Below are 19550 nucleotides of genomic sequence, written 5' to 3' on the forward strand. Positions count from 1 at the left end.
GTCTTCCTCCTCGCGCAAATTATAAACCTTTATTAATAATACGCTAAAAATCAGCATATGACAAGAGTAGATTTACAATTTCTGTCAAAATTCTTTACCACAGCACAGCGCAACCATGTTAGTCTTATACAACTAGTATCATCAAAAGCCACATACAAAACTGGTTATTTCTGTGTTTTTTTCCTTTCGATAAGGGTATACAATCGGTCCAGTGCCTCCCGGATCCCTCCTACTTCATCGATGAGTCCTTCCTTTACCGCTTCCTCACCCTCCAGCATAGTCCCCACATCTTTTACAAGCTGGGAGGTATCCAGCATCAGCTCCTCCATCCGTTCTGCCGTGATATGTGAATGTCCGGATACAAAGGCAATGATCCGGTCCTGGATCTTTTCCATATTGCGGTAGGACTGCGCTACACCGATGAACATTCCGTTCTGGCGTACCGGATGGACCACCATGGTAGCACTTGGCACGATAAAGGAATAATCTGCTGATACCGCCATGGGTACACCTATGGAATGTCCCCCGCCCAGCACCAGGGAAACCGTAGGGATACTCAGAGACGCGATCATCTCCGCAATAGCAAGCCCTGCCTCCACATCTCCTCCTACCGTATTTAAAAGGATCAGAAGTCCCTCGATCTCCTCATCGTCCTCAATGAGAGCCAGCTTTGGCAGTACATGCTCATACTTGGTTGTTTTGCTGTGAGACGGCGCGGATTCATGACCTTCGATTTCCCCGATCACCGTCAGAAGTTCCACTTTATGCTTCCGGGAATTTCCATCGAGCACTGCCTGCCCTGTTTCCCGGATCTGTTCGTTCTGGCTCGCTTCCCGGTCCAGTTCCTTCTGTTTTCCCTCTTCGCTCTGTTTTTCCATAAAAAAATACCTCCGGAATCTGAAATTCTGGAGGTATTATATGCAAAATATTACTTTCTATTCAGAGATCATTCATCCCAGTTTGTCCATACGTCAGTAACGTCGTCGTCATCATCAAGAAGATCCAGTGTTCTGTGAAGATCTTTGATAGCCTGATCATCCGTCAGCTCCACATAGGTCTGCGGGATCATGGCGATCTGTGCTTCTACAAGCGGGATTCCGGCTTTCTCAAGAGCCTCACGTACAGCACTGAAATCGTCCGGTGCTGTGATGATCTCAAAGCTGTCCTCTTCCTCGTTGAAGTCCTCAGCACCTGCATCCAGAGCTGTCATCATCAGCTCGTCCGCATCCATCTCGCCGCACTCATCCTCAAGCTCTTCCTTGTCGATGATGATCTGGCCCTTCTGGTCGAACATAAAGGATACGCATCCCTGTGTTCCGATGCTTCCGTTACCCTTGGTAAACGCGTTACGTACATTACCTGCAGTACGGTTCTTGTTATCTGTAAGAGTCTCTACGATAATAGCAACACCGTTCGGGCCATATCCCTCATATACAGCCTTCTCGTAGCTGTCTGCAGAATCCGCACCTGCTGCCTTCTTGATTCCACGATCGATCGTATCGTTCGGCATGTTGTTTGCTTTTGCTTTTGCGATGACATCACGAAGCTTGCTGTTGTTTGCAGGATCCGGGCCGCCGGCCTTTACTGCCATAACGATCTCACGGCCGATGACTGTGAAGATCTTACCCTTCTTGGCATCATTTTTCTCTTTCTTATGTTTGATGTTGGCAAATTTTGAATGTCCTGACATGGTATCTTCCTCTCCTTGTTACCGTATATTTTCTTTCGTGCCCTGCTCATTTTGGGTACCGTTTTACATAATTGCAACTCGGTTTAATATAGCACTTATGAAAGATTTCGTCAAGAATCAGAAAACAAACCGGTCAAAATTCCTCATGTTCCCCTAAAAAGTCAATTCCAGACTGATCTCAAGCGCATGATTCACCTTATCAAGCATAGCACTGTCCAGATGACACACCTTATCCTTCAGACGCCGCTTGTCGATGGTGCGGAGCTGTTCCAGAAGGATCACGGAATCCTTTTCGATCCCGTAGGCGGATGCATCGATCTCAATATGTGTCGGCAGCTTTGCCTTATTCATTTTTGATGTAATTGCCGCACAGATCACTGTAGGGCTGTGACGGTTGCCCACATCGTTCTGGATGATCAGCACCGGACGGATGCCGCCCTGTTCACTGCCCACTACAGGTCTTAAGTCCGCGTAAAAAATATCCCCTCTTTTTATAACCACACAATTCACACTCCGATTCTGGTCCGGCTTATTTGCAAGCCGTATTCCTTTTTACAGATAAGTATTTCCACAATTTCTTTGTGTATACCATGCGTGGTACTTTTTTACCGGCCTTATGTCTGACCCGGCGTTTTCCGGATCCGGGTATTTACGGATCTACTGGAAAAAGCTCTCCTCTTCTCCGCATTCCTTACCGTCTTTGATATAAACCCGCGGAACACGTTTACTGATCCCACAGACAAATTCATAAGAAAATCTTCCGGAAAGATCTCCCAGTGTCTCCACACTGATAAATTCCTCTCCATCTCTTCCCATCAGGGTGACCTCGTCCCCGGCCTTCACCTCCGGGATATCTGTGACATCAACCATAAACTGATCCATGCAGACCCGTCCGAGGATCGGAGCTTTTTTGCCCCGGATCAGGACCCAGCCCTTATTGGAAAGCTGTCTCGGATAGCCATCTGCATAACCTACGGGGATCGTTGCCATTCTGGTAAAGCGTTCTGTAACAAACGTTCCTCCATAGCTTACCGCTGTTCCACGTTCCACATTTTTCACATAGGATACATGACTTTTCAGCTCCATTGCAGGTGTCAGCTTCACAATATCACGTTCTACCTCCTCTGACGGATAAATACCGTAAATGGTGATACCGGCACGAACGACATTGAGATTTGCTTCCGGAACACGGATGATACCTGCACTGTTGGAGCAGTGACGTACCGGAATATGAACACCTCTTTTTTCCAGAAGCTCTGCAAAACGGAGATAACGGTCCAGCTGCACCAGTGCAGGAGAACGGTCGGTCTCATCCGCCCTGGCAAAATGGGTAAACATTCCCTCGATCACCAGATTCGGGATTTTTGAGATTTTTTCGATCTTTATCGCATTTTCCGGAATATCCGCATATCCGATCCTTGTCATTCCCGTATCCAGAGCCAGATGAATATGTACATTTTTTCCAATGCGTGCACCTGCTTTTGCATATTCTGCTGCTGTATTAAGATCCGATATGGTGATCCGGATATCATTGGCTGCAAGCTCTTCATAATATTCCTCAAATACAAGGCCAAGAATCAGGACAGGCTTGGTGATCCCTGCATGCCGAAGCTCCAGTGCCTCCTCTGCAGTAGCTGTTGCAAATCCCCAGATATAGTCATAGTCCTGGATCAGACGGGCAATAGCTCTGGCACCATGACCATAACCGTCTGCCTTGATCACAGCGATGATCTTTGTCCCTTCTTTGACATTTTTATGCATTTCCTCAAAATTGTGGGCAATGGCATCCAGTGATACCAGTGCTTTTACTCTCTCGTATTTTTTCATAATCCCGACTCCTCTTCACCTATAGCTAATGCCTTGGGCAGATATTCTATGATATCTCCTGCCAGCATACTGCGCTTTCCTTTTTCAGCGGCTGCAAGATCACCGCAAAGTCCGTGAAGATAAACACCTAACGCGGCCTTTAAAACCATGGGAGGCTGTTCCTCCGTTTTCAGATACATACATAACACTGCTGCCAGGATCCCGGAAAGCACATCTCCGCTTCCTGCAGTTGCCATTCCGGAATTACCGGAAAGATTCAGATACATCTGGCCTTTTTCATCTGCGATCACCGTACATGCATCCTTCAATACGCACACAGAGCCTGTTTCCGCAGCACATTTCAGTGCAGTATCTGCGATCTCATGCTGGATCTCCTGGATCGTTCTGCCACTGAGCCGGCTCATTTCTCCGATATGCGGTGTCAGGACTACATGCTCTCCCAGATACTGATACCACTGTGGATGTGCAGCCAGAAGGTTCAGGCCGTCCGCATCCAGGATCAGCGGCTTTTTCTCCCGGGCAGCCGCCGTGAGAAACCACTGTTCTCTCTCACGGCTAGCCACTGATGTTCCAAGTCCCGGTCCGATCACGATCACATCACACCAGGATAGAAGCTGTTCATTGGATTCCTGATCAAAGCGGCTGCAGACCATAGCCTCCGGAAGGAGTATCTGCAGTGGGATCCTGTTGGCTTCCACAGTCTGGATCTTTACCATTCCCGCACCGGCACGAAGTGCTGCACTGGCGCTTAAATAAGCGGCTCCGCACATTCCCTCACTTCCGGTCACAAAGAGCACTTTTCCGAAGGTACCCTTGTTTCCGCCGGGATCACGTTCCGGAAACAGCTTCAGATCTTTATTTTCCAGACAGGCGGCAGATGCAGTCACAGCTTCCTGCTCATAGATCCCGATATCGGCGGTAACGATCCTTCCTGCATACAGTCTTCCCGGATAAAAGCAAAGACCTCTTTTCCGGTAGGCAAATGTGACAGTCAGATCGGCGCTGAAGGCAATTCCCATTTCCAGGCCAGTATCTCCGTTCACTCCTGACGGGATGTCAACTGCGATCTTTTTGGCCCTCGCACTGTTCATCTCATGGATGATATCAGCATAATGCCCCTCGATCGGACGCGTCAGGCCTACCCCAAACACGGCATCTACTATAGTAGTATATTCACTCCACTGCGGGTTATTCACCTCCGGGACACGATAACCGGAAGCGATCTTATACTGAAGAGCTGTCTCTCTGGTCATTTTATCTTTGTTTCCGACCATATAAAACTCTACCCGGATCCCCTTCAGATGGAACAATCTGGCAACAGCGATACCGTCACCGCCATTGTTTCCGCTTCCGCAGACTACCAGGATCCTTTCGTCCTTCTGGAGATACTTTTCTGTTTCCTCTACCACCTTCAGTGCCGCCCGCTCCATCAGAACCTCGGAGGGAACTCCGATCTCACGGATCGTTGTGGAGTCCAGATCCTTCATTTCTTTGCAGGTAACAAGCTTCTTCATTCTGTCTTCTGCCTCCCCTCTGTCATAGAGAAAGCTGCCGTTTCCGGCAGCTTAACAATTCTTACTTATCCACATGTTCCTGCCTGTATTTACTGAGATTATAAGACAGTGTCATCAGACTCTCGGAAAGATGAACGTTCTCTACGATCACATCATCCGGTGTCTCAAGATCGAGATGTGCAAAATTCCAGATTGCCTTGATCCCGTTCTCCACCAGGATATCTGCCATTTCCTTGGCTTTATTCTTGGGAAGTGTCAGAATCGCGATCTCCACGTTATTCTCTCTCAGGAAAAACGGAAGCTCACTGAGCATCTGGATCTCAAGTCCACGGACTGCGATGCCCTCAAGCACAGGATTTACGTCAAAGATACCAACCAGCCTGAAGCCACGCTTCTCAAAATCCACATAATTGGCAAGTGCCTGTCCCAGATTACCAGCACCCAGAATGATCATCGGATGAACGGTATCCAGTCCCAGGATCTTACCAATCTCTGTATAAAGATAATGTACATTATAGCCATACCCCTGCTGCCCAAAACCGCCGAAATTATTAAGATCCTGACGGATCTGAGAAGCTGTGGTATGCATCTTCTTACTTAACTCATTGGAAGAAATACGTTCTACATTGTCTTCCATCAGCTCTCCTAAGTAGCGGTAATAGCGTGGCAGACGCTTAATCACCGCTTTCGAGATTTGTTTTGTCTCCACGATAGTTTTCCTCCTTACCTTACACTAGGTTAATTATAACGAATTGACATTTTCCTGTCAATTAAAGTTGTCTATTCTGTACAAATTTCTTTATAATTTTTCTAATAATTGATTTTTTCTTTGAAATCCCGGCAGTTTCCGTTATAATAGGTGGAGGATTTTTCCCTGTTCAGGCATAAACAGGGGTGATTCTTTATACAGGAGGACAGTTTTTATGATTTTATCATGTCAGAATATATGCAAGGCCTTTGGCGAAAAAGTAATTTTAAATGATGCATCCTTTCACATTGAAGACCGTGAAAAGGCTGCTCTGATCGGCTGCAACGGTGCAGGAAAGACCACACTGCTGCGGATCATCATGCAGGAGCTTTCTGCTGATTCCGGTACCGTGGTGCTTGCCCGGGATAAAAATATCGGCTATCTTGCCCAGTACCAGGATATCCACGGACATCATACCATCTACGAGGAGCTTCTTACCACAAAGCAGCACATCATCGATATGGAACGCCGTATCCGCAATATGGAACAGGAAATGAACACGGTGACCGGTGATGAGCTGAACCGTCTGATGGAAACCTATACCCGCCTGACCCATCAGTTTGAGCTGGAGAACGGATACGCTTACAAAAGTGAGCTGACCGGTGTCTTAAAGGGTCTCGGCTTCACAGAGGAAGATTATGACAAGCAGATCGAAACTCTTTCCGGCGGTCAGAAAACCCGCGTGGCGCTGGGCAAGATGCTTCTTTCCAAGCCGGATATCCTGCTTCTGGATGAGCCAACCAATCACCTGGATATGGAAAGCATCTCCTGGCTGGAAACTTATCTTCTGAATTATCCGGGAGCTGTTTTTATCGTCTCCCATGACCGTTATTTTCTGGATAAGGTGGTCACCAAGGTCATTGAGATTGAAGCCGGACAGACCCGCGTATACAGCGGCAACTATTCTGCCTATGCTCTCAAGAAGGCTCAGCTTCGTGACGCACAGTACAAGGCATACTTAAATCAGCAGCGGGATATCAAGCATCAGGAAGCCGTTATCGCCAAGCTGAAATCCTTTAACCGTGAAAAATCCATCAAGCGTGCGGAAAGCCGTGAAAAAATGCTGGACCGTGTACAGAGGATTGAAAAGCCTCTTGAGCTCCAGGACCGGATGCGTATCTCGCTGGAACCACGGGTGTTAAGCGGAAACGATGTGCTCCACGTGGAAGCGCTTTCCAAGGCCTTTCCGGGACAGACCCTGTTCTCCGATATCTCCTTTGATATCAAACGCGGCGAGCGTGTGGCACTGATCGGAAACAACGGAACCGGAAAGACCACCATGCTGAAGATCATCAACGGTCTTATTGAGGCAGATGCCGGCAAATTTTCCCTTGGTTCCAAGGTGCAGATCGGTTATTACGACCAGGAACATCATGTTCTGCATATGGACAAGACGATTTTCCAGGAGATCTCCGATACTTATCCGACTCTCACAGAGACCGAGATCCGAAATATGCTTGCCGCATTTCTCTTTACCGGAGATGATGTTTTCAAGGAGATCTCCGCACTTTCCGGTGGAGAAAGAGGCCGTGTTTCCCTTGCAAAGCTGATGCTTTCCGAAGCCAACTTCCTGATCCTTGACGAGCCTACCAACCATCTGGATATTGCCTCCAAGGAGATCCTGGAGGAAGCACTGGTCAGCTACACTGGTACAGTCCTTTATGTATCCCATGACCGTTACTTTATCAATCAGACTGCGACCAGGATCATGGAGCTGACAAACCAGGCAGTGGTAAATTACATCGGTGATTATGATTACTATCTGGAAAAGAAGGAGGAGCTGACCAGTACCTATGCACCGGGAAGCACTTCTCCGGAGGCACCTGCCGAAGAAAAAACGGTTTCCGAGAACAAGCTTTCCTGGCAGCAGATGAAGGAAGAACAGGCAAAGAAACGAAAACGGGAAGCCGAGCTGAAAAAAGTCGAAGCCCGTATCGAAGAGCTGGAAACAAGAGACAGCGAGATCGACGAAACCATGGTCCTTCCGGATGTCTGCACCAATGTAGCGGAATGTACAAAGCTGAGCCGCGAAAAAGCAGCCATCGCTGAAGAACTGGAAGAGCTTTATGAAAAATGGGAAGAGCTGGCCTGACGGTCAGCTCTTTTTTATCCCCTTATGTTTTTATGGAAGCAGCATGCCGAGATGCTGTTCAAAGCATACACCATCGTTACGGTCTGTTCCTTCCTCCACCGCATCCCGGATCGATGCCGAGATAAAGTCCACGGCCAGCTCTGCACAGGTTTTCATGGAATATCTTTTTACCAGCCCTGCACTGAGCACGGATGCAAAAAGATCTCCTGTCCCGGAATAGCTTCCGCCGGATTTCTCTGCAAATACCCAGGAGCTGTTTCCGTTTTCCAGGACAAGATTCCCCATTTTCAGAGGCTGCCCCTCCTCCCTGTGATCCACTCCGGTGATCACAACGGCAGGAAGTGAAAATTTCCGGGCAAGTCCGCACCCGATCTCCCGGATCTCTTCCATCCGCCGGGCCTCTGATGCCTTTTGCAGTTCCTTCCAGATCTCCTCCATTTTTTCTTTTCCGTAGAGAAGAAGGAGGGCTTCCGTAAGGTTCGGTGTGATCACATAGGAACGGCGTGTCAGTTCGCAGAACCGGCTGCGGAGCTCTTCTGTATAGATCGGATAAACCGCGCCGTCATCCCCCATCACCGGATCTGTAAGGATCAGAGTATCCTTTCCTGCAAACGCGTCCATAAATTTCAGGATCCTGTCTGCCTGCTTATCATCAGAAAGAAATCCTGTATAGATCCCATCCGGGAAAAATCCTCTTTTTTTCCACTGCTCCATATATGGTTCCATATGCTCTGTGAAATCCTCACAGAAATAACTTTCATAACCGGTCTGGTTGCTTAAAACAGCGGTGGGAAGTGGACACGCCTGGACTCCCATCACCGAGATCACCGGGATCGCTGCTGTCAGTGAACATTTCCCCAGCCCGGAAAGATCATTGATCACTGCTATTTTTTTCATGGTAATTCTCCAGTCTTGAGTTTTTTTCTGTAATATTATAGAATGAACTGTCAGGTTTACGCAATCATTTTTGGAAGGAAATCATCATACTTATGTTAAATATATCTGCAGAACACAAAAAAGAACACCTTTATCTGGAGGTTTATCACTATTACCGGAAGCTGATCCTGGAAGGCCGTCTCCTTCCCGGAAGCAAAATGCCCTCCCTCCGCAAATGCGCCCAGGAGCTGAAGCTGAGCCGTACCACCATCGAAAATGCCTATCTTCTGCTGGCAGCAGACGGCTATATCATCGCCAGAGCACAGAGCGGCTATTATGTCACCGGCATTGCTTCCAAGCAGCATCTGCTTACCCCCGAAAAACAGGATAAGGACATCACGCCCTGCCTTTATGATTTTGCCTCTTCCGGTGTTGACCGGGAAAGCTTCCGTTTTGATCTGTGGCAGCGTTACATCAAAAGTGCCCTCCGCCAGGGCGACCGTATGCTTTCTTATGGCGAACCCCAGGGCGAAAGCGATTTCCGGGAGGTTCTCGCAGACTATATCCGGGAACGCAGAAATGTGATCTGCTCCCCGGATGACATTGTAGTAGGGGCCGGTCTCCAGCCCCTTCTCCAGATCCTCTGCCCTCTGATCCATGAACGGAAAACCGTTTCGTTCCCCACACCGGCCTTCACCGCATGCAGCACCATCTTTCAGGATTACGGCTTTGATGTCCATTACCGGGACAAAAGCTGCGATGTGATCTATGTTTCTCCTGCTCACATGACGAAATGGGGCGAGATCATGCCGGTAAAACGACGCCTGGAGCTGATCCGTCATGCGGAGATCGATGACCATCTGATCATTGAGGATGATTTCGAAAACGAATTTGTTTATTTTCAGAAGCCGACGCCTTCACTTTTCGGTCTTGCAGGTGGTGAAAACGTTGTCTATATCGGTTCCTTTTCCAGGCTGCTGCTGCCCTCCATCCGTGTCAGCTTCATGGTACTGCCGCGCTCTCTCCGGGAAAAATATACAAAAAAAGCAGCCTTTTATAATCAGACTGCTTCCAAGGCAGAACAGATTGCGCTCTGCCAGTTTATCCGCGACGGGCATCTGGCTTCCCAGACAAGAAAGCTCCGCCGCCTTTATTCCCAGAAACTGAAGGCCCTTTCCCAGGCTGTCCGGGAGACCTTCGGCCAGGACTGCCAGATCCAAACAGGAGCCGCAGGAACCAGCCTTGCCCTTACTCTTCCCTGTTCTCTCACAGGCAGTGAACTGACAGACAGAGCCCGGAACCGTGGTCTGGGACTGGAGGTTCTCAGAGAAAACGGAGCCGAGGTCACCCTGGTCCTCTCCTGCTCCTCCATTCCATCCAAGGATTTTCTGCCTGCCTGTCAGCTTCTGAAGGAGGTTACCGGCTCCTAATCTCTCCGGTTATCGATCATGTAGAGCAGGGCATTTACAATGCACGCAGCGATGTTGCTTCCACCCTTGCGTCCTTTTGCCACAATATAAGGCACATCTGCGTGCATGATCAGCTCCTTGGACTGCACAACATTCACAAAGCCTACCGGCACACCGATGATCAGCTCAGGAGAAAGCTTTCCGTTCTCAATAAGCTCATAAAGACGTACCAGTGCGGTAGGTGCGTTTCCAATGGCAAAGATCAGCTTTTTATCCATCTCTGCTGCCTTGTCCATGCTGGCTGTGGCTCTGGTAGTCCCGTTCTTTTTTGCAAGGGCAGCCACATCCTCATCGGACATGAAGCAATAAGCCTCACCGCCGTAGCGGGCAAGTGCACGCTTGTTGATCCCAGCCTTTGCCATCTGGGTATCTGTGACGATACAGGCACCGTTGCGGATGGCGTCCATGGCCATCTCCACTGCCCCCTCCGAGAAGCAGAGATTTTTTGCATAATCAAAATCTGCGCTTGTGTGGATGCAGCGTTTTACGATCAGCTCTGTTCCCGGGATCAGGGGAGTATCCCCCAGCTCTTCTGTGATGATCTCAAAGCTTCTTTTTTCGATCTCCATGGGTTTTACATTTTCAAGCTCAACTTTCATTTCTATTCTTCCTCCGTAATCCCGTTTTCCAGTATCTCATAGATTTTTTTCATATCCAGATGCTTCCGCAGCTCTGCAGCCAGGATATCATACTGCTGTTCCTTAAATGCCGCAAAATCCACGCCTGTCATATTTTCCACATCAATACCTTTTTTCTCGCCGATCACGCGGATGATCGCCTCTGCAGATGCTTCCTTATCGAAAACGCCGTGAATATAGGTTCCGCACACATTTCCCGCAAAAGCACCCTCTTCTTTTTTCTTACCGCTGACGCTGTCTGTGATCTTCGTGGCTGTTCCTGCATTGTCCTTCAGGATACTTTCGCCCATATGGATCTCGTAGCCCTCGATCTCCGCACCGGAAAGAGGAGCAAACACACCGGACAGCTGACCGAAATGCCCCTGCACCCTGGTCCTGGTTTTCTTTTCGGCAAATACCGTTTCCATAGGAAGAAGTCCCATTCCTTTCATGGAACCGCCATTTTCAACGCCATGAGGATCGCTTAAGGTCTCGCCCAGCATCTGATAGCCGCCGCAGACACCAAAGATCAGCTTGCCTCTGGAGGCTTCCTTAAGAACCGCTGCCTCCATTCCGCTTTCCCGCATCCAGATCAGATCACCCATGGTGTTCTTGGTTCCAGGAAGGATGATCATGTCCGGAGAGTGAAGATCTCTCGGGTGTTTTACATAGCGGAGAGAAACTCCGGGAATGCTCTCAAAAGGATTAAAATCCGTAAAGTTGGAGATCCTTGGTGTACGGACCACTGCGATATCAATGACACCGGCTTCCTGCTTCCGGTCAAAACGCTCCGTCAGGCTGTCCTCATCCTCCACCTGGATATCCAGATAAGGCGCCACACCCACCACCGGGATCCCGCTTCTTTCCTCAAGCATGACAACACCAGGGTCCAGAATAGTCTTATCTCCGCGGAATTTGTTGATGATCAGCCCCTTTACCATAGCCTTCTCATCGTCCTCCAGAAGCTCCACCGTACCGATCAGCTGTGCAAAAACACCTCCACGGTCAATATCTCCCACAAGAAGGACCGGTGCCTTGGCCATCTTTGCCATACCCATATTTACAATATCCTCATCCTTGAGATTGATCTCGGCAGGACTTCCCGCACCTTCGATGACAATGATATCGTTTTCCGCTGCAAGAGCGTTGTACGCCTTCATCACATCCGGGACCAGGGTCTTCTTATATTTGAAATAATCCCTGGCACTCATGGTTCCAAGAACCTCTCCGTTTACGATCACCTGGGAGCCTACATCATTGGTAGGCTTCAGAAGAATCGGATTCATCAGGACAGACGGCCGGATCCCGGCTGCCTCTGCCTGCATGACCTGAGCCCGTCCCATCTCAAGACCATCCTCTGTGATAAAGGAATTCAGTGCCATATTTTGTGATTTAAAAGGAGCCACACGATATCCATCCTGCTTAAAGATCCTGCAAAGTCCCGCAGCCAGCAGGCTTTTTCCGGCATTGGACATGGTGCCCTGTACCATTATTGCTTTTGCCATAATATACCTCCCTCAAGTACTTCGATCAGTTTTACATTTTCTTCATGGCGCTTTACCGCGATCCGGTAATACCCCTTTGTAAGACCCGGATAATTGCTGCAGTCACGGATCAGGATCCGCTTGCGCAGACAGAAGTCAAAGAGCTCCTCCGGTCCTTTAAAGAAAATATAATTTGCTTCCGACGGAAATACTTTATACCCAATGCGGACCAGCTCATCCTTCAGCCACTGTGCCTCCCGAAAAACAAGCTGTCTTCCCTCCTCTACATATTCCGTCTCTGTAAGTGCCTGGAGCCCGGCTGCCTGGGCCATGGTGGAAACATTCCATGGCTGAACGCAGAGCTCCATCCTTTCCATCAGCTTTCTGTCAGAACAGAGGCCATAGCCCAGCCGCACACCGGCCATGGCATATCTTTTTGTAAATGCCTTCAGGATAAAAAGATTATTGAACCCGGAAAGAGAATGCTTCAGAGAATACTCTTCCGGTTCCTTTACAAAATCAAGGAAACATTCATCTACCACCAGCAGGATATCCAGCTTTCTGCATTTTTCCAGGATCCTTTTCAGAAGCCTATGGGGGATCAGCATGCCGGTAGGATTGTTGGGGTTACATAAGAAAGCCATATCCAGTCCCTTATGGAGGATATCCAGATATGCTTCACTGAGCACAAAACCGTCATTTTCCGTCAGCATGTAATATTCCAGCTCACAGCCAGTGCTGGCCAGAGCCTGTCCGTATTCCGCAAAAGTAGGCGCCGGGATCAGAGCCCGCTTTGGCTTTACTGCATGACAAAGCGTAAAGATCACTTCTGCCGCTCCGTTACCGCATATTACCTCTTCCGCTTTTACCCCTTCCGATTCTGCGATCCTTTCCCTGAGAACGCCGCATCCCACCTGGGGATACTGTGCAATATGATCCAGACTGTGGATAATGGCCTGCTTCACACTTTCCGGTGTTCCCAAAGGATTCAGATTTGCCGAAAAATCCAGGCAGTCTTTATGTTTATATACGTCTCCTCCATGTATGTGTTTTGTCATTGGTCATTCTCCTGTCTGTATTTATTGTTACCTTAATAACCCGAACCGGATCCCCGCACTGAGCAGTCCAAATACAACCACTCCCAGTATGGATGCCGCATACATCAGCCGGTTAGCTCTTTTGATATCCTCCGGCTCCACAGGGCGGATCGGATCCCCGATCGTGGGTTTTTCATATAATTTCCCGAAATAATATGCATTTCCCGCAAGCTGTACATCCAGCGCTCCGGCCATAGCAGCCTCTGTCTGAGCAGAGTTGGGGCTTGCATGATTTCTCCGGTCACGTTTGTAGATCTTTGCCGCATTTTTTGTATCCATTCCTGTAAAAACAGTTCCTGCCACCATCAGCCATCCAGAAATCCTGGCAGGGATATAATTGGCCACATCATCCAGCTTTGCCGCAATACGGCCGAAATAAAGATATTTGTCATTTTTATATCCAAGCATGGAATCCATGGTATTGATACCCTTGTACAAAAACATCAGCGGCACCCCGCCGATAGCCATATAAAGCATGGGGGCGATCACGCCGTCGGATGCATTTTCCGCAACGGTTTCCACAGCAGCCTTTGTCACGCCAGTTTCCGTAAGCTCTCTGGTATCACGGCCTACGATCATGGACACCGCATAGCGTGCCTCGTCCAGAGTTCCGTTTTTCAGCCGGTCATAAACCTTCATACTCTCATCTTTCAGGGAACGGGTGGCAAGAAGCTGATAGCACCAGAAAACCTCCAGCACAAATCCGGCCACCGGCAGATACCGGTAAAGATAATAAAGCACCAGAAGCGGCACCCCGCCGCTGAACAGACAGACAAGCACTACGATCAGAAAGCCTCCTGTCAGCTCACCGCCGTGATTTTTCGGAAAAATCTTCCGGATCACCTTTTCCAGCACTGAGATCAGATTGCCGATGACACAGATCGGATGATAAAGCCATCTGGGATCTCCGATCAGAAGATCCAGCACAAATCCTATGACCAGTGCAGGAAGACTATATTTCAGCATCTTTTTTCTGCCTCCGTTCCTTCTTATATTCCAGTGCGTTCTTCAGAAAGCGTGCCGGAACCCTGGGATTTCCGTAATAATAAAGATGCGGAAATCCTGCCATCAGCCTGCCCCGGTCATGGATACAATCCCATCCTCTTTTAGATGCCGGCTTTGCCGCATGAAAATCCTCTCCGCAATCTGTGGAATCAAAGTAATGGAATTCATGAGCCGGGATCTCACCAAGTCCGGTATCCTGTTTTTCCGTAAGGGTGATATAGCCGAACCGGTTCAGCTTCGGTGTCCGGTAAGCCCTTCCAGGGATCACCCCGCAGACTCTGCGCTGCTTTCCTTCCATATCCTCCATCTCCTGATGAAGATACATGAATCCGCCACATTCTGCCAGACAAGGCATTCCGTCCAGGATAACTTCCCGGATCCGGGTGCACATTTCCTGATTTTCTTCCAGCGCCTCCCCGTTTAATTCCGGGTAACCGCCGCTTAAAAGAAGCCCGTCCAGATCCTCCGGAAGCTCTCTGTCATGAATGGGGGAAAAACGTACCAGCTCCGCTCCCATCTGCTCCAGAAGATTTAAATTATCCGCATAGAAAAAGCAGAAGGCTTCATCATCCGCCACACCGATCCGCACCTTTTCCTCTGTATGGTATCCGAAGGCAGTATCCTTCTGTATCAGCATTTCCGTCTCTGGTGCCGCAAGCTCCGGTGCTTCCCCTGCAAGCTCCAGGATCCCATCGATATCCAGGGTTTTCTCCAGTACCTCGGAAAGCTTCTGCAGACGGCTTTTCAGCTCCGGGATCTCCTCCGGAAGCACCAGCCCCAGATGACGGCTTTCGATCACACAGTCCTCCACCTTCGGAACATATCCCAGCACCTTTACGGAAAGCTCCTCTTCCAGAAGCTTCTTCATCCTGGGATACAGCATGGGAGACATCTGGTTAAAGATCACGCCGCAGATATGACTATCCTTTTTGTATTCCAGAAAGCCCTTTACATAGGCAGCCAGGGAAACACTCATGCCACGGCTGTTTACGATCAGGATCGCCGGTGTATCTGTGGTGGAGGCCAGATCATAGGCGCTGGCTCTGGAGGTGATCCCTCCTACACCATCATAATACCCCATGACTCCCTCCATCACTGCGATCTCACAGTCCGATGCGTTCTTTGCCAGAAGATACCGGGTTCTGTCTCCATCTGTAAAAAACGTATCCAGGTTTCGGGATCTTGTACCGATCACACGGCTGTGGAACATAGGATCTATGTAATCCGGGCCGCATTTAAAAGAAGCCACCTTAAGGCCACGGTTCACCAGCGCCTGAAGCAGCCCGCAGGTGATCAGGGTTTTTCCGCTTCCGCTGGCACCTGCCGCAAGAAGTATTCTCGGGATCTTCACCTAAATCTCCTCCCCTCTTCCGCTGCAGGAAATGATATAGATCGGATTCTCACCCATCATCATATGATACCTTCCGATAGATTTGGATCTTGCCGCAGACAGCTGTACGATATCCACATCCGTCAGGCTGAAATCTCGTATGGCATTCATGGCTTCCGTCACAGTCTCCAGGGTGATGCAGTTGATCACGATCCGTACTCCCGGATTTTTGTCCAGAAGAAGCCGGATGATCTCATTCATATTTCCGGAAGACCCGCCGATAAAGGCATGTGTCGGAACAGGCAGTTCCACCATCGCTTCCGGTGCAGTACCCAGCACGATCTCCAGATTGTCTGTGGCAAATTTCCGCCTGTTCTCCTTCAGAAGAGCAAGGGCATCCTCCTTTTTCTCGATGGCATAGACCTGCCCCTTCCAGGCACGAAGCGCCATCTCAACAGAAACCGAGCCTGTGCCCGCTCCCACATCATAGCAGACAGAATTTTCCTGAAGACGAAGCTTGGACAGAGAAACCGTACGCACCTCTTCCTTTGTCATAGGCGCCTTCCCACGGAGAAATTCCTCATCACAGATCCCGTGAACTGCGGGCAAAGGTACTGCCTTTTCATTGCACGCAGTTACCACGCTTAACGCATCTCCCCGGTATTCTGTAAGCTCTGCCGCACTGGCATGAAAGATCTTTTCATTTTCGTAGGAAAGATTTTCGCCCACATAAAGGGTCACATCACCCATTCCATACGCAACCAGACGAGAAGCCAGACGAGCTACCCCATCCTCTGTTCCCAGAATGGAAAAAACCTTGGGGTTATGCCGGATCAGGGCAATCAGATTGCAGTCTCTTCCATGAGCGCTGACGATTCTGGCATCATCCCAGGAAAGACCGATCTTCGCCATAAAATAAACAACGGAAGAAATACCGCAGATCACCTGGACATCGCCATCCAGAAGATCCATCAGCTTCCTTGCACCGCTGTAGAAGCCCACATCGCCGGAAAGGGCAATGGCAACGGTACGGTACTGTGGATGTGTCTTGATATACTCCACGATCTTATCACTGCGGTACTCATGGAGAACCATCTGCCCCGGCCTCTGTACGGCATCTGTCATACGCTTTGCACCGATCAGAAGCTCCGCCTCATCAAAGGCCTTCTTTCCTTCCAGGGTCAGTGTTTTTTCCGCACCCATGCCGATGCCTACAAGAGAAACCCTCTGTGACAGGGTAAGGCCGAACAGCTTTGCCAGAAATACCCTTGCTTCCGGCAGGGACAGCCCCTCCTCCTGCAAAGGTCTTCCGATGATCACAGGTGTGACGCCGCAGCGCTGACAGGCCTCCATCTTTTCCGGGAATCCACCTGCCAGACCGGTATCCTTGGTGACCAGATAGCTGCACTGAAACTGTCGAAGCATGGCTTCGTTGATCTCTGTAGAAAATGGCCCCTGCATACCGATGAGATGCTTTCCCTCGATCCCCAGCTCCGCGCAGGAGCTGATCACGGAAGGGATGGACAGCACCCGGGCAAAAAGCCTCTCCTGGTAATCCGGGATCACTGTAAATTTAGACAGCTCCTTGCTTCCTGTGGTAAGAAAAATGTTCCCCTCTGTACCGGAAAGAAGCTCTGCCGCCTTCTCCGTGCTTTCCACATAGATGGCTTCCCTGTTCTTCTCCCCCTCCGGGCGAAGGACACGCTGATAGCGGATGCTTCCGTTCTCACAGGCAGTACGGATATTTTTTGTCACCTCTGCTGCATAGGGATGAGTGGCGTCCAGAACGATCTCCGGCGCTTCCCTCCGGAAAAGCTCCTCCATATCTTCGGTTTTCAGCCTTCCGGCGCTGACATGGAGAAATTCATTTTCCTTCAGAAGGGAGCCGCCATATTCCGTGGCTGCACAGGCATAGACCGGAACATGATTTTCCGCAAGGAACTCACAGAGCGCATAGCCCTCGGTGGTCCCTGCAAAAACAATGGCTTTATACATTCTTATATCCCCTTGGTGTTACCATCTTGCCGTTTACATTCTTAGTCTGTGAATTTCCCACAAATACGGTAGTAAACATATCCACTTCTGTATCACGGAGCTCCTTCAGTGTCATAACCTGTGCAGTCTCGCCGTCACGTGCGATCTGGGCAACCGTGCCGCAGACAGTATCCGGAGACTTGTATTTCATCATCAGATCACAGGCCTTCTGAAGATAATCCTTACGTTTTCTGCTGGACGGATTGTAAAGGCATACCACAAAATCCGCCTGTGCTGCTGCCAGAAGCCTTGCCTCGATCTTCTCCCACGGAGTCAGAAGATCACTTAAGCTGATCAGGCAGAAGTCATGGATCAGCGGTGCACCCAGCACTGCGGCGCCGCCTGTGGCTGCTGTCACACCCGGGATAATGGTCAGCTCCACATCCGGATAGTTTTCTCCCACCTCATACATCAGACCTGCCATACCATAGACACCGGCGTCACCACTGCAGATCATGGAAACGGTTTTTCCTTTTTTTGCCTCGTCAAAAGCAAGTACACAGCGGTCTACCTCTTTTTTCATCGGTGTGGTCATGAACTCTTTGCCTGCAAAATACTCCTTTACAAGATCCACATACACCGTGTAACCGATGATCACATCACTTTCATTTAATGCACGGATTGCTCTTCCAGTCATCTGGTCATACGCACCCGGGCCAATTCCTACAACATAAATCTTACTCAAAACGTATCCTCCGATTTCCGGCTGCAAGGGCGGTGGTCACACCGTCCCGGCCTGTTTTTTTTCTGATCAGTGTACCCTGTCCGCAACCCAGAACCGCGCTTCTCTCACAGACATTCTCTACACCTGTTATCTTTTTTACAAATTGTGACGGGGTAAATTCCCCCTGCACTGCCTTCAGCTCTTCCTCTGTAAAGGTCAGAAACGGAAGCTGCCAGGCTTCTGCCAGAGAAAGAAGTCCCACCTCTTCCTTCTTCAGATCGATACTGGCAATAGCGCTCAACGCTTCTCTGTAAACATCCGATTCTCTCAGACATTCCTCTGCCGCCTTCCGGATGGAGGCTGCATCCTTTCCCCTGCGGCAGCCCATTCCCAGAACTGCAGCGGGCGGCACCACATGGACTGTATTTTTAAAGGGCAGGCAGCCTCTGTGGATCGTCACCGCAATACCTGTTTCCGGTGCCTCACCGGCTTTCTCACCATTCCCCGGATCCGCTGCAGCTGAGGGCCTTCCGTCTTTTCCGCAAAGCACCAGACCCTCCGGCAGCTCTCCGTCCCATGGAAACTCACTGTAAAAGCCAACGCTCTCTCCAGCAAGAAGGGCCGCAGAAGCCTCCTTTGCAGCCTTCATATGAAAAATAGCACAGCCATTCTTTTTTGCAAAAACATCCACTGCAAAACGGCTGTGAAGATCTGTGGCTGTTGTCACAACCGGCACCGCCTTAAGATATCCGGCACAGCGAAGAGCCAGCTCATTGGCTCCGCCCAGATGTCCGGAAAGAAGAGCAATGACAAATTTTCCGCATTCATCGATCACCAGCACAGCCGGATCCGTCTTTTTTCCGGCAATGTAAGGTGCGATACTGCGCACTGCGATCCCGCAGGCGCCAATAAAGATCACACCCTCTTTTCCTGCCCGGAACTGTTCCCCTGCCCACTGGGAGGTGGAAACAGAGATCGGATCCGGAAGGTACCGGCTCTTTTTTGCAAGGGTGACACTCTCACCCTCTTTTTCCAGAGCCCTCTGAAGCCTTTCCCCTGTCTCCAGCCCTGTCATACTGAAGCAAATGATGGAAATGTTCATA

At 49.6% G+C, this 19550-nt stretch carries 17 protein-coding genes; 2 read left to right on the top strand and 15 right to left on the bottom strand.

All coding sequences use genetic code 11. From position 1 onward, the window contains the following. Nucleotides 1-164 precede the first annotated feature (164 nt). The 6 genes from DW694_RS12250 to DW694_RS12275 all read right to left on the bottom strand — a co-directional run bounded on the left by DW694_RS12250 (nucleotide 165) and on the right by DW694_RS12275 (nucleotide 5740). The gene (locus DW694_RS12250; RefSeq protein WP_022426789.1) at nucleotides 165-878 is read right to left on the bottom strand and encodes an ATP-dependent Clp protease proteolytic subunit; all 714 of its coding nucleotides are present in this window, start codon (nucleotides 876-878) and stop codon (nucleotides 165-167) included. Nucleotides 879-946: 68 nt separating this feature from the next. Continuing rightward, nucleotides 947-1690, bottom strand: a complete 744-nt coding sequence (locus DW694_RS12255; RefSeq protein ID WP_015524823.1) for a YebC/PmpR family DNA-binding transcriptional regulator — start codon at nucleotides 1688-1690, stop codon at nucleotides 947-949. A gap of 153 nt (nucleotides 1691-1843) precedes the next feature. Beyond that, nucleotides 1844-2191 (bottom strand): type II toxin-antitoxin system PemK/MazF family toxin, encoded by a 348-nt coding sequence (locus tag DW694_RS12260; RefSeq protein ID WP_021650556.1) that lies wholly within the window; start codon nucleotides 2189-2191, stop codon nucleotides 1844-1846. A gap of 156 nt (nucleotides 2192-2347) precedes the next feature. Further along, nucleotides 2348-3517 (bottom strand): alanine racemase, encoded by a 1170-nt coding sequence (gene alr / locus DW694_RS12265; protein ID WP_110102265.1) that lies wholly within the window; start codon nucleotides 3515-3517, stop codon nucleotides 2348-2350. Further along, nucleotides 3514-5031 carry an NAD(P)H-hydrate dehydratase gene (locus tag DW694_RS12270; protein ID WP_114002417.1) on the bottom strand — a complete coding sequence of 506 codons (1518 nt, stop codon included), beginning with the start codon at nucleotides 5029-5031 and terminating at the stop codon, nucleotides 3514-3516. Before DW694_RS12270 ends, alr begins: the two co-directional genes overlap by 4 nt. A gap of 61 nt (nucleotides 5032-5092) precedes the next feature. Further along, the gene (locus DW694_RS12275; RefSeq protein ID WP_021650558.1) at nucleotides 5093-5740 is read right to left on the bottom strand and encodes a redox-sensing transcriptional repressor Rex; all 648 of its coding nucleotides are present in this window, start codon (nucleotides 5738-5740) and stop codon (nucleotides 5093-5095) included. 214 nt (nucleotides 5741-5954) lie between these two features. Here DW694_RS12275 and DW694_RS12280 point away from each other — a divergent pair, with 214 nt between their 5' ends. Next, nucleotides 5955-7871, top strand: coding sequence for an ABC-F family ATP-binding cassette domain-containing protein (locus DW694_RS12280; protein ID WP_118753089.1), 1917 nt, complete (start codon nucleotides 5955-5957; stop codon nucleotides 7869-7871). Between the two features lie 30 nt (nucleotides 7872-7901). Here DW694_RS12280 and DW694_RS12285 read toward each other — a convergent pair whose 3' ends face one another. Then, a complete protein-coding gene (locus DW694_RS12285; protein ID WP_015524819.1) occupies nucleotides 7902-8768 on the bottom strand; it encodes a pyridoxamine kinase in 867 nt (288 codons plus the stop codon). Nucleotides 8769-8860: 92 nt separating this feature from the next. Between DW694_RS12285 and DW694_RS12290 the strand changes: the two genes are divergently transcribed. After that, nucleotides 8861-10177, top strand: coding sequence for a PLP-dependent aminotransferase family protein (locus DW694_RS12290; RefSeq protein ID WP_118753090.1), 1317 nt, complete (start codon nucleotides 8861-8863; stop codon nucleotides 10175-10177). On the opposite strand, the gene DW694_RS12295 is transcribed toward DW694_RS12290, so the two are convergent. The 8 genes from DW694_RS12295 to DW694_RS12330 are packed head-to-tail and all read right to left on the bottom strand — an operon-like array spanning nucleotide 10174 to nucleotide 19549. Beyond that, complete coding sequence (locus tag DW694_RS12295; protein ID WP_015524817.1) at nucleotides 10174-10815, bottom strand: precorrin-8X methylmutase; 642 nt, start codon at nucleotides 10813-10815, stop codon at nucleotides 10174-10176. The genes DW694_RS12290 and DW694_RS12295 overlap by 4 nt on opposite strands. A 2-nt stretch (nucleotides 10816-10817) precedes the next feature. Next, nucleotides 10818-12338, bottom strand: coding sequence for a cobyric acid synthase (locus tag DW694_RS12300; RefSeq protein WP_021650563.1), 1521 nt, complete (start codon nucleotides 12336-12338; stop codon nucleotides 10818-10820). Continuing rightward, nucleotides 12323-13375 (bottom strand): threonine-phosphate decarboxylase CobD, encoded by a 1053-nt coding sequence (cobD, locus tag DW694_RS12305; RefSeq protein WP_015524815.1) that lies wholly within the window; start codon nucleotides 13373-13375, stop codon nucleotides 12323-12325. The genes DW694_RS12300 and cobD overlap by 16 nt, the downstream gene beginning before the upstream one ends. A gap of 27 nt (nucleotides 13376-13402) precedes the next feature. After that, complete coding sequence (cbiB, locus tag DW694_RS12310) at nucleotides 13403-14380, bottom strand: adenosylcobinamide-phosphate synthase CbiB (RefSeq protein ID WP_118753091.1); 978 nt, start codon at nucleotides 14378-14380, stop codon at nucleotides 13403-13405. Then, nucleotides 14367-15770, bottom strand: coding sequence for a cobyrinate a,c-diamide synthase (locus DW694_RS12315; protein ID WP_118753092.1), 1404 nt, complete (start codon nucleotides 15768-15770; stop codon nucleotides 14367-14369). Before DW694_RS12315 ends, cbiB begins: the two co-directional genes overlap by 14 nt. Next, the gene (gene cobK / locus DW694_RS12320) at nucleotides 15771-17744 is read right to left on the bottom strand and encodes a precorrin-6A reductase (protein WP_118753093.1); all 1974 of its coding nucleotides are present in this window, start codon (nucleotides 17742-17744) and stop codon (nucleotides 15771-15773) included. Beyond that, nucleotides 17737-18468 carry a precorrin-3B C(17)-methyltransferase gene (gene cobJ, locus DW694_RS12325; RefSeq protein ID WP_021650567.1) on the bottom strand — a complete coding sequence of 244 codons (732 nt, stop codon included), beginning with the start codon at nucleotides 18466-18468 and terminating at the stop codon, nucleotides 17737-17739. Before cobJ ends, cobK begins: the two co-directional genes overlap by 8 nt. Continuing rightward, nucleotides 18461-19549, bottom strand: a complete 1089-nt coding sequence (locus DW694_RS12330; protein WP_118753094.1) for a cobalamin biosynthesis protein — start codon at nucleotides 19547-19549, stop codon at nucleotides 18461-18463. Before DW694_RS12330 ends, cobJ begins: the two co-directional genes overlap by 8 nt. Nucleotide 19550 lies beyond the last annotated feature (1 nt).

This window comes from Ruminococcus sp. AM26-12LB (assembly GCF_003480785.1).
Lineage (GTDB): Bacteria > Bacillota > Clostridia > Lachnospirales > Lachnospiraceae > Blautia_A > Blautia_A fusiformis.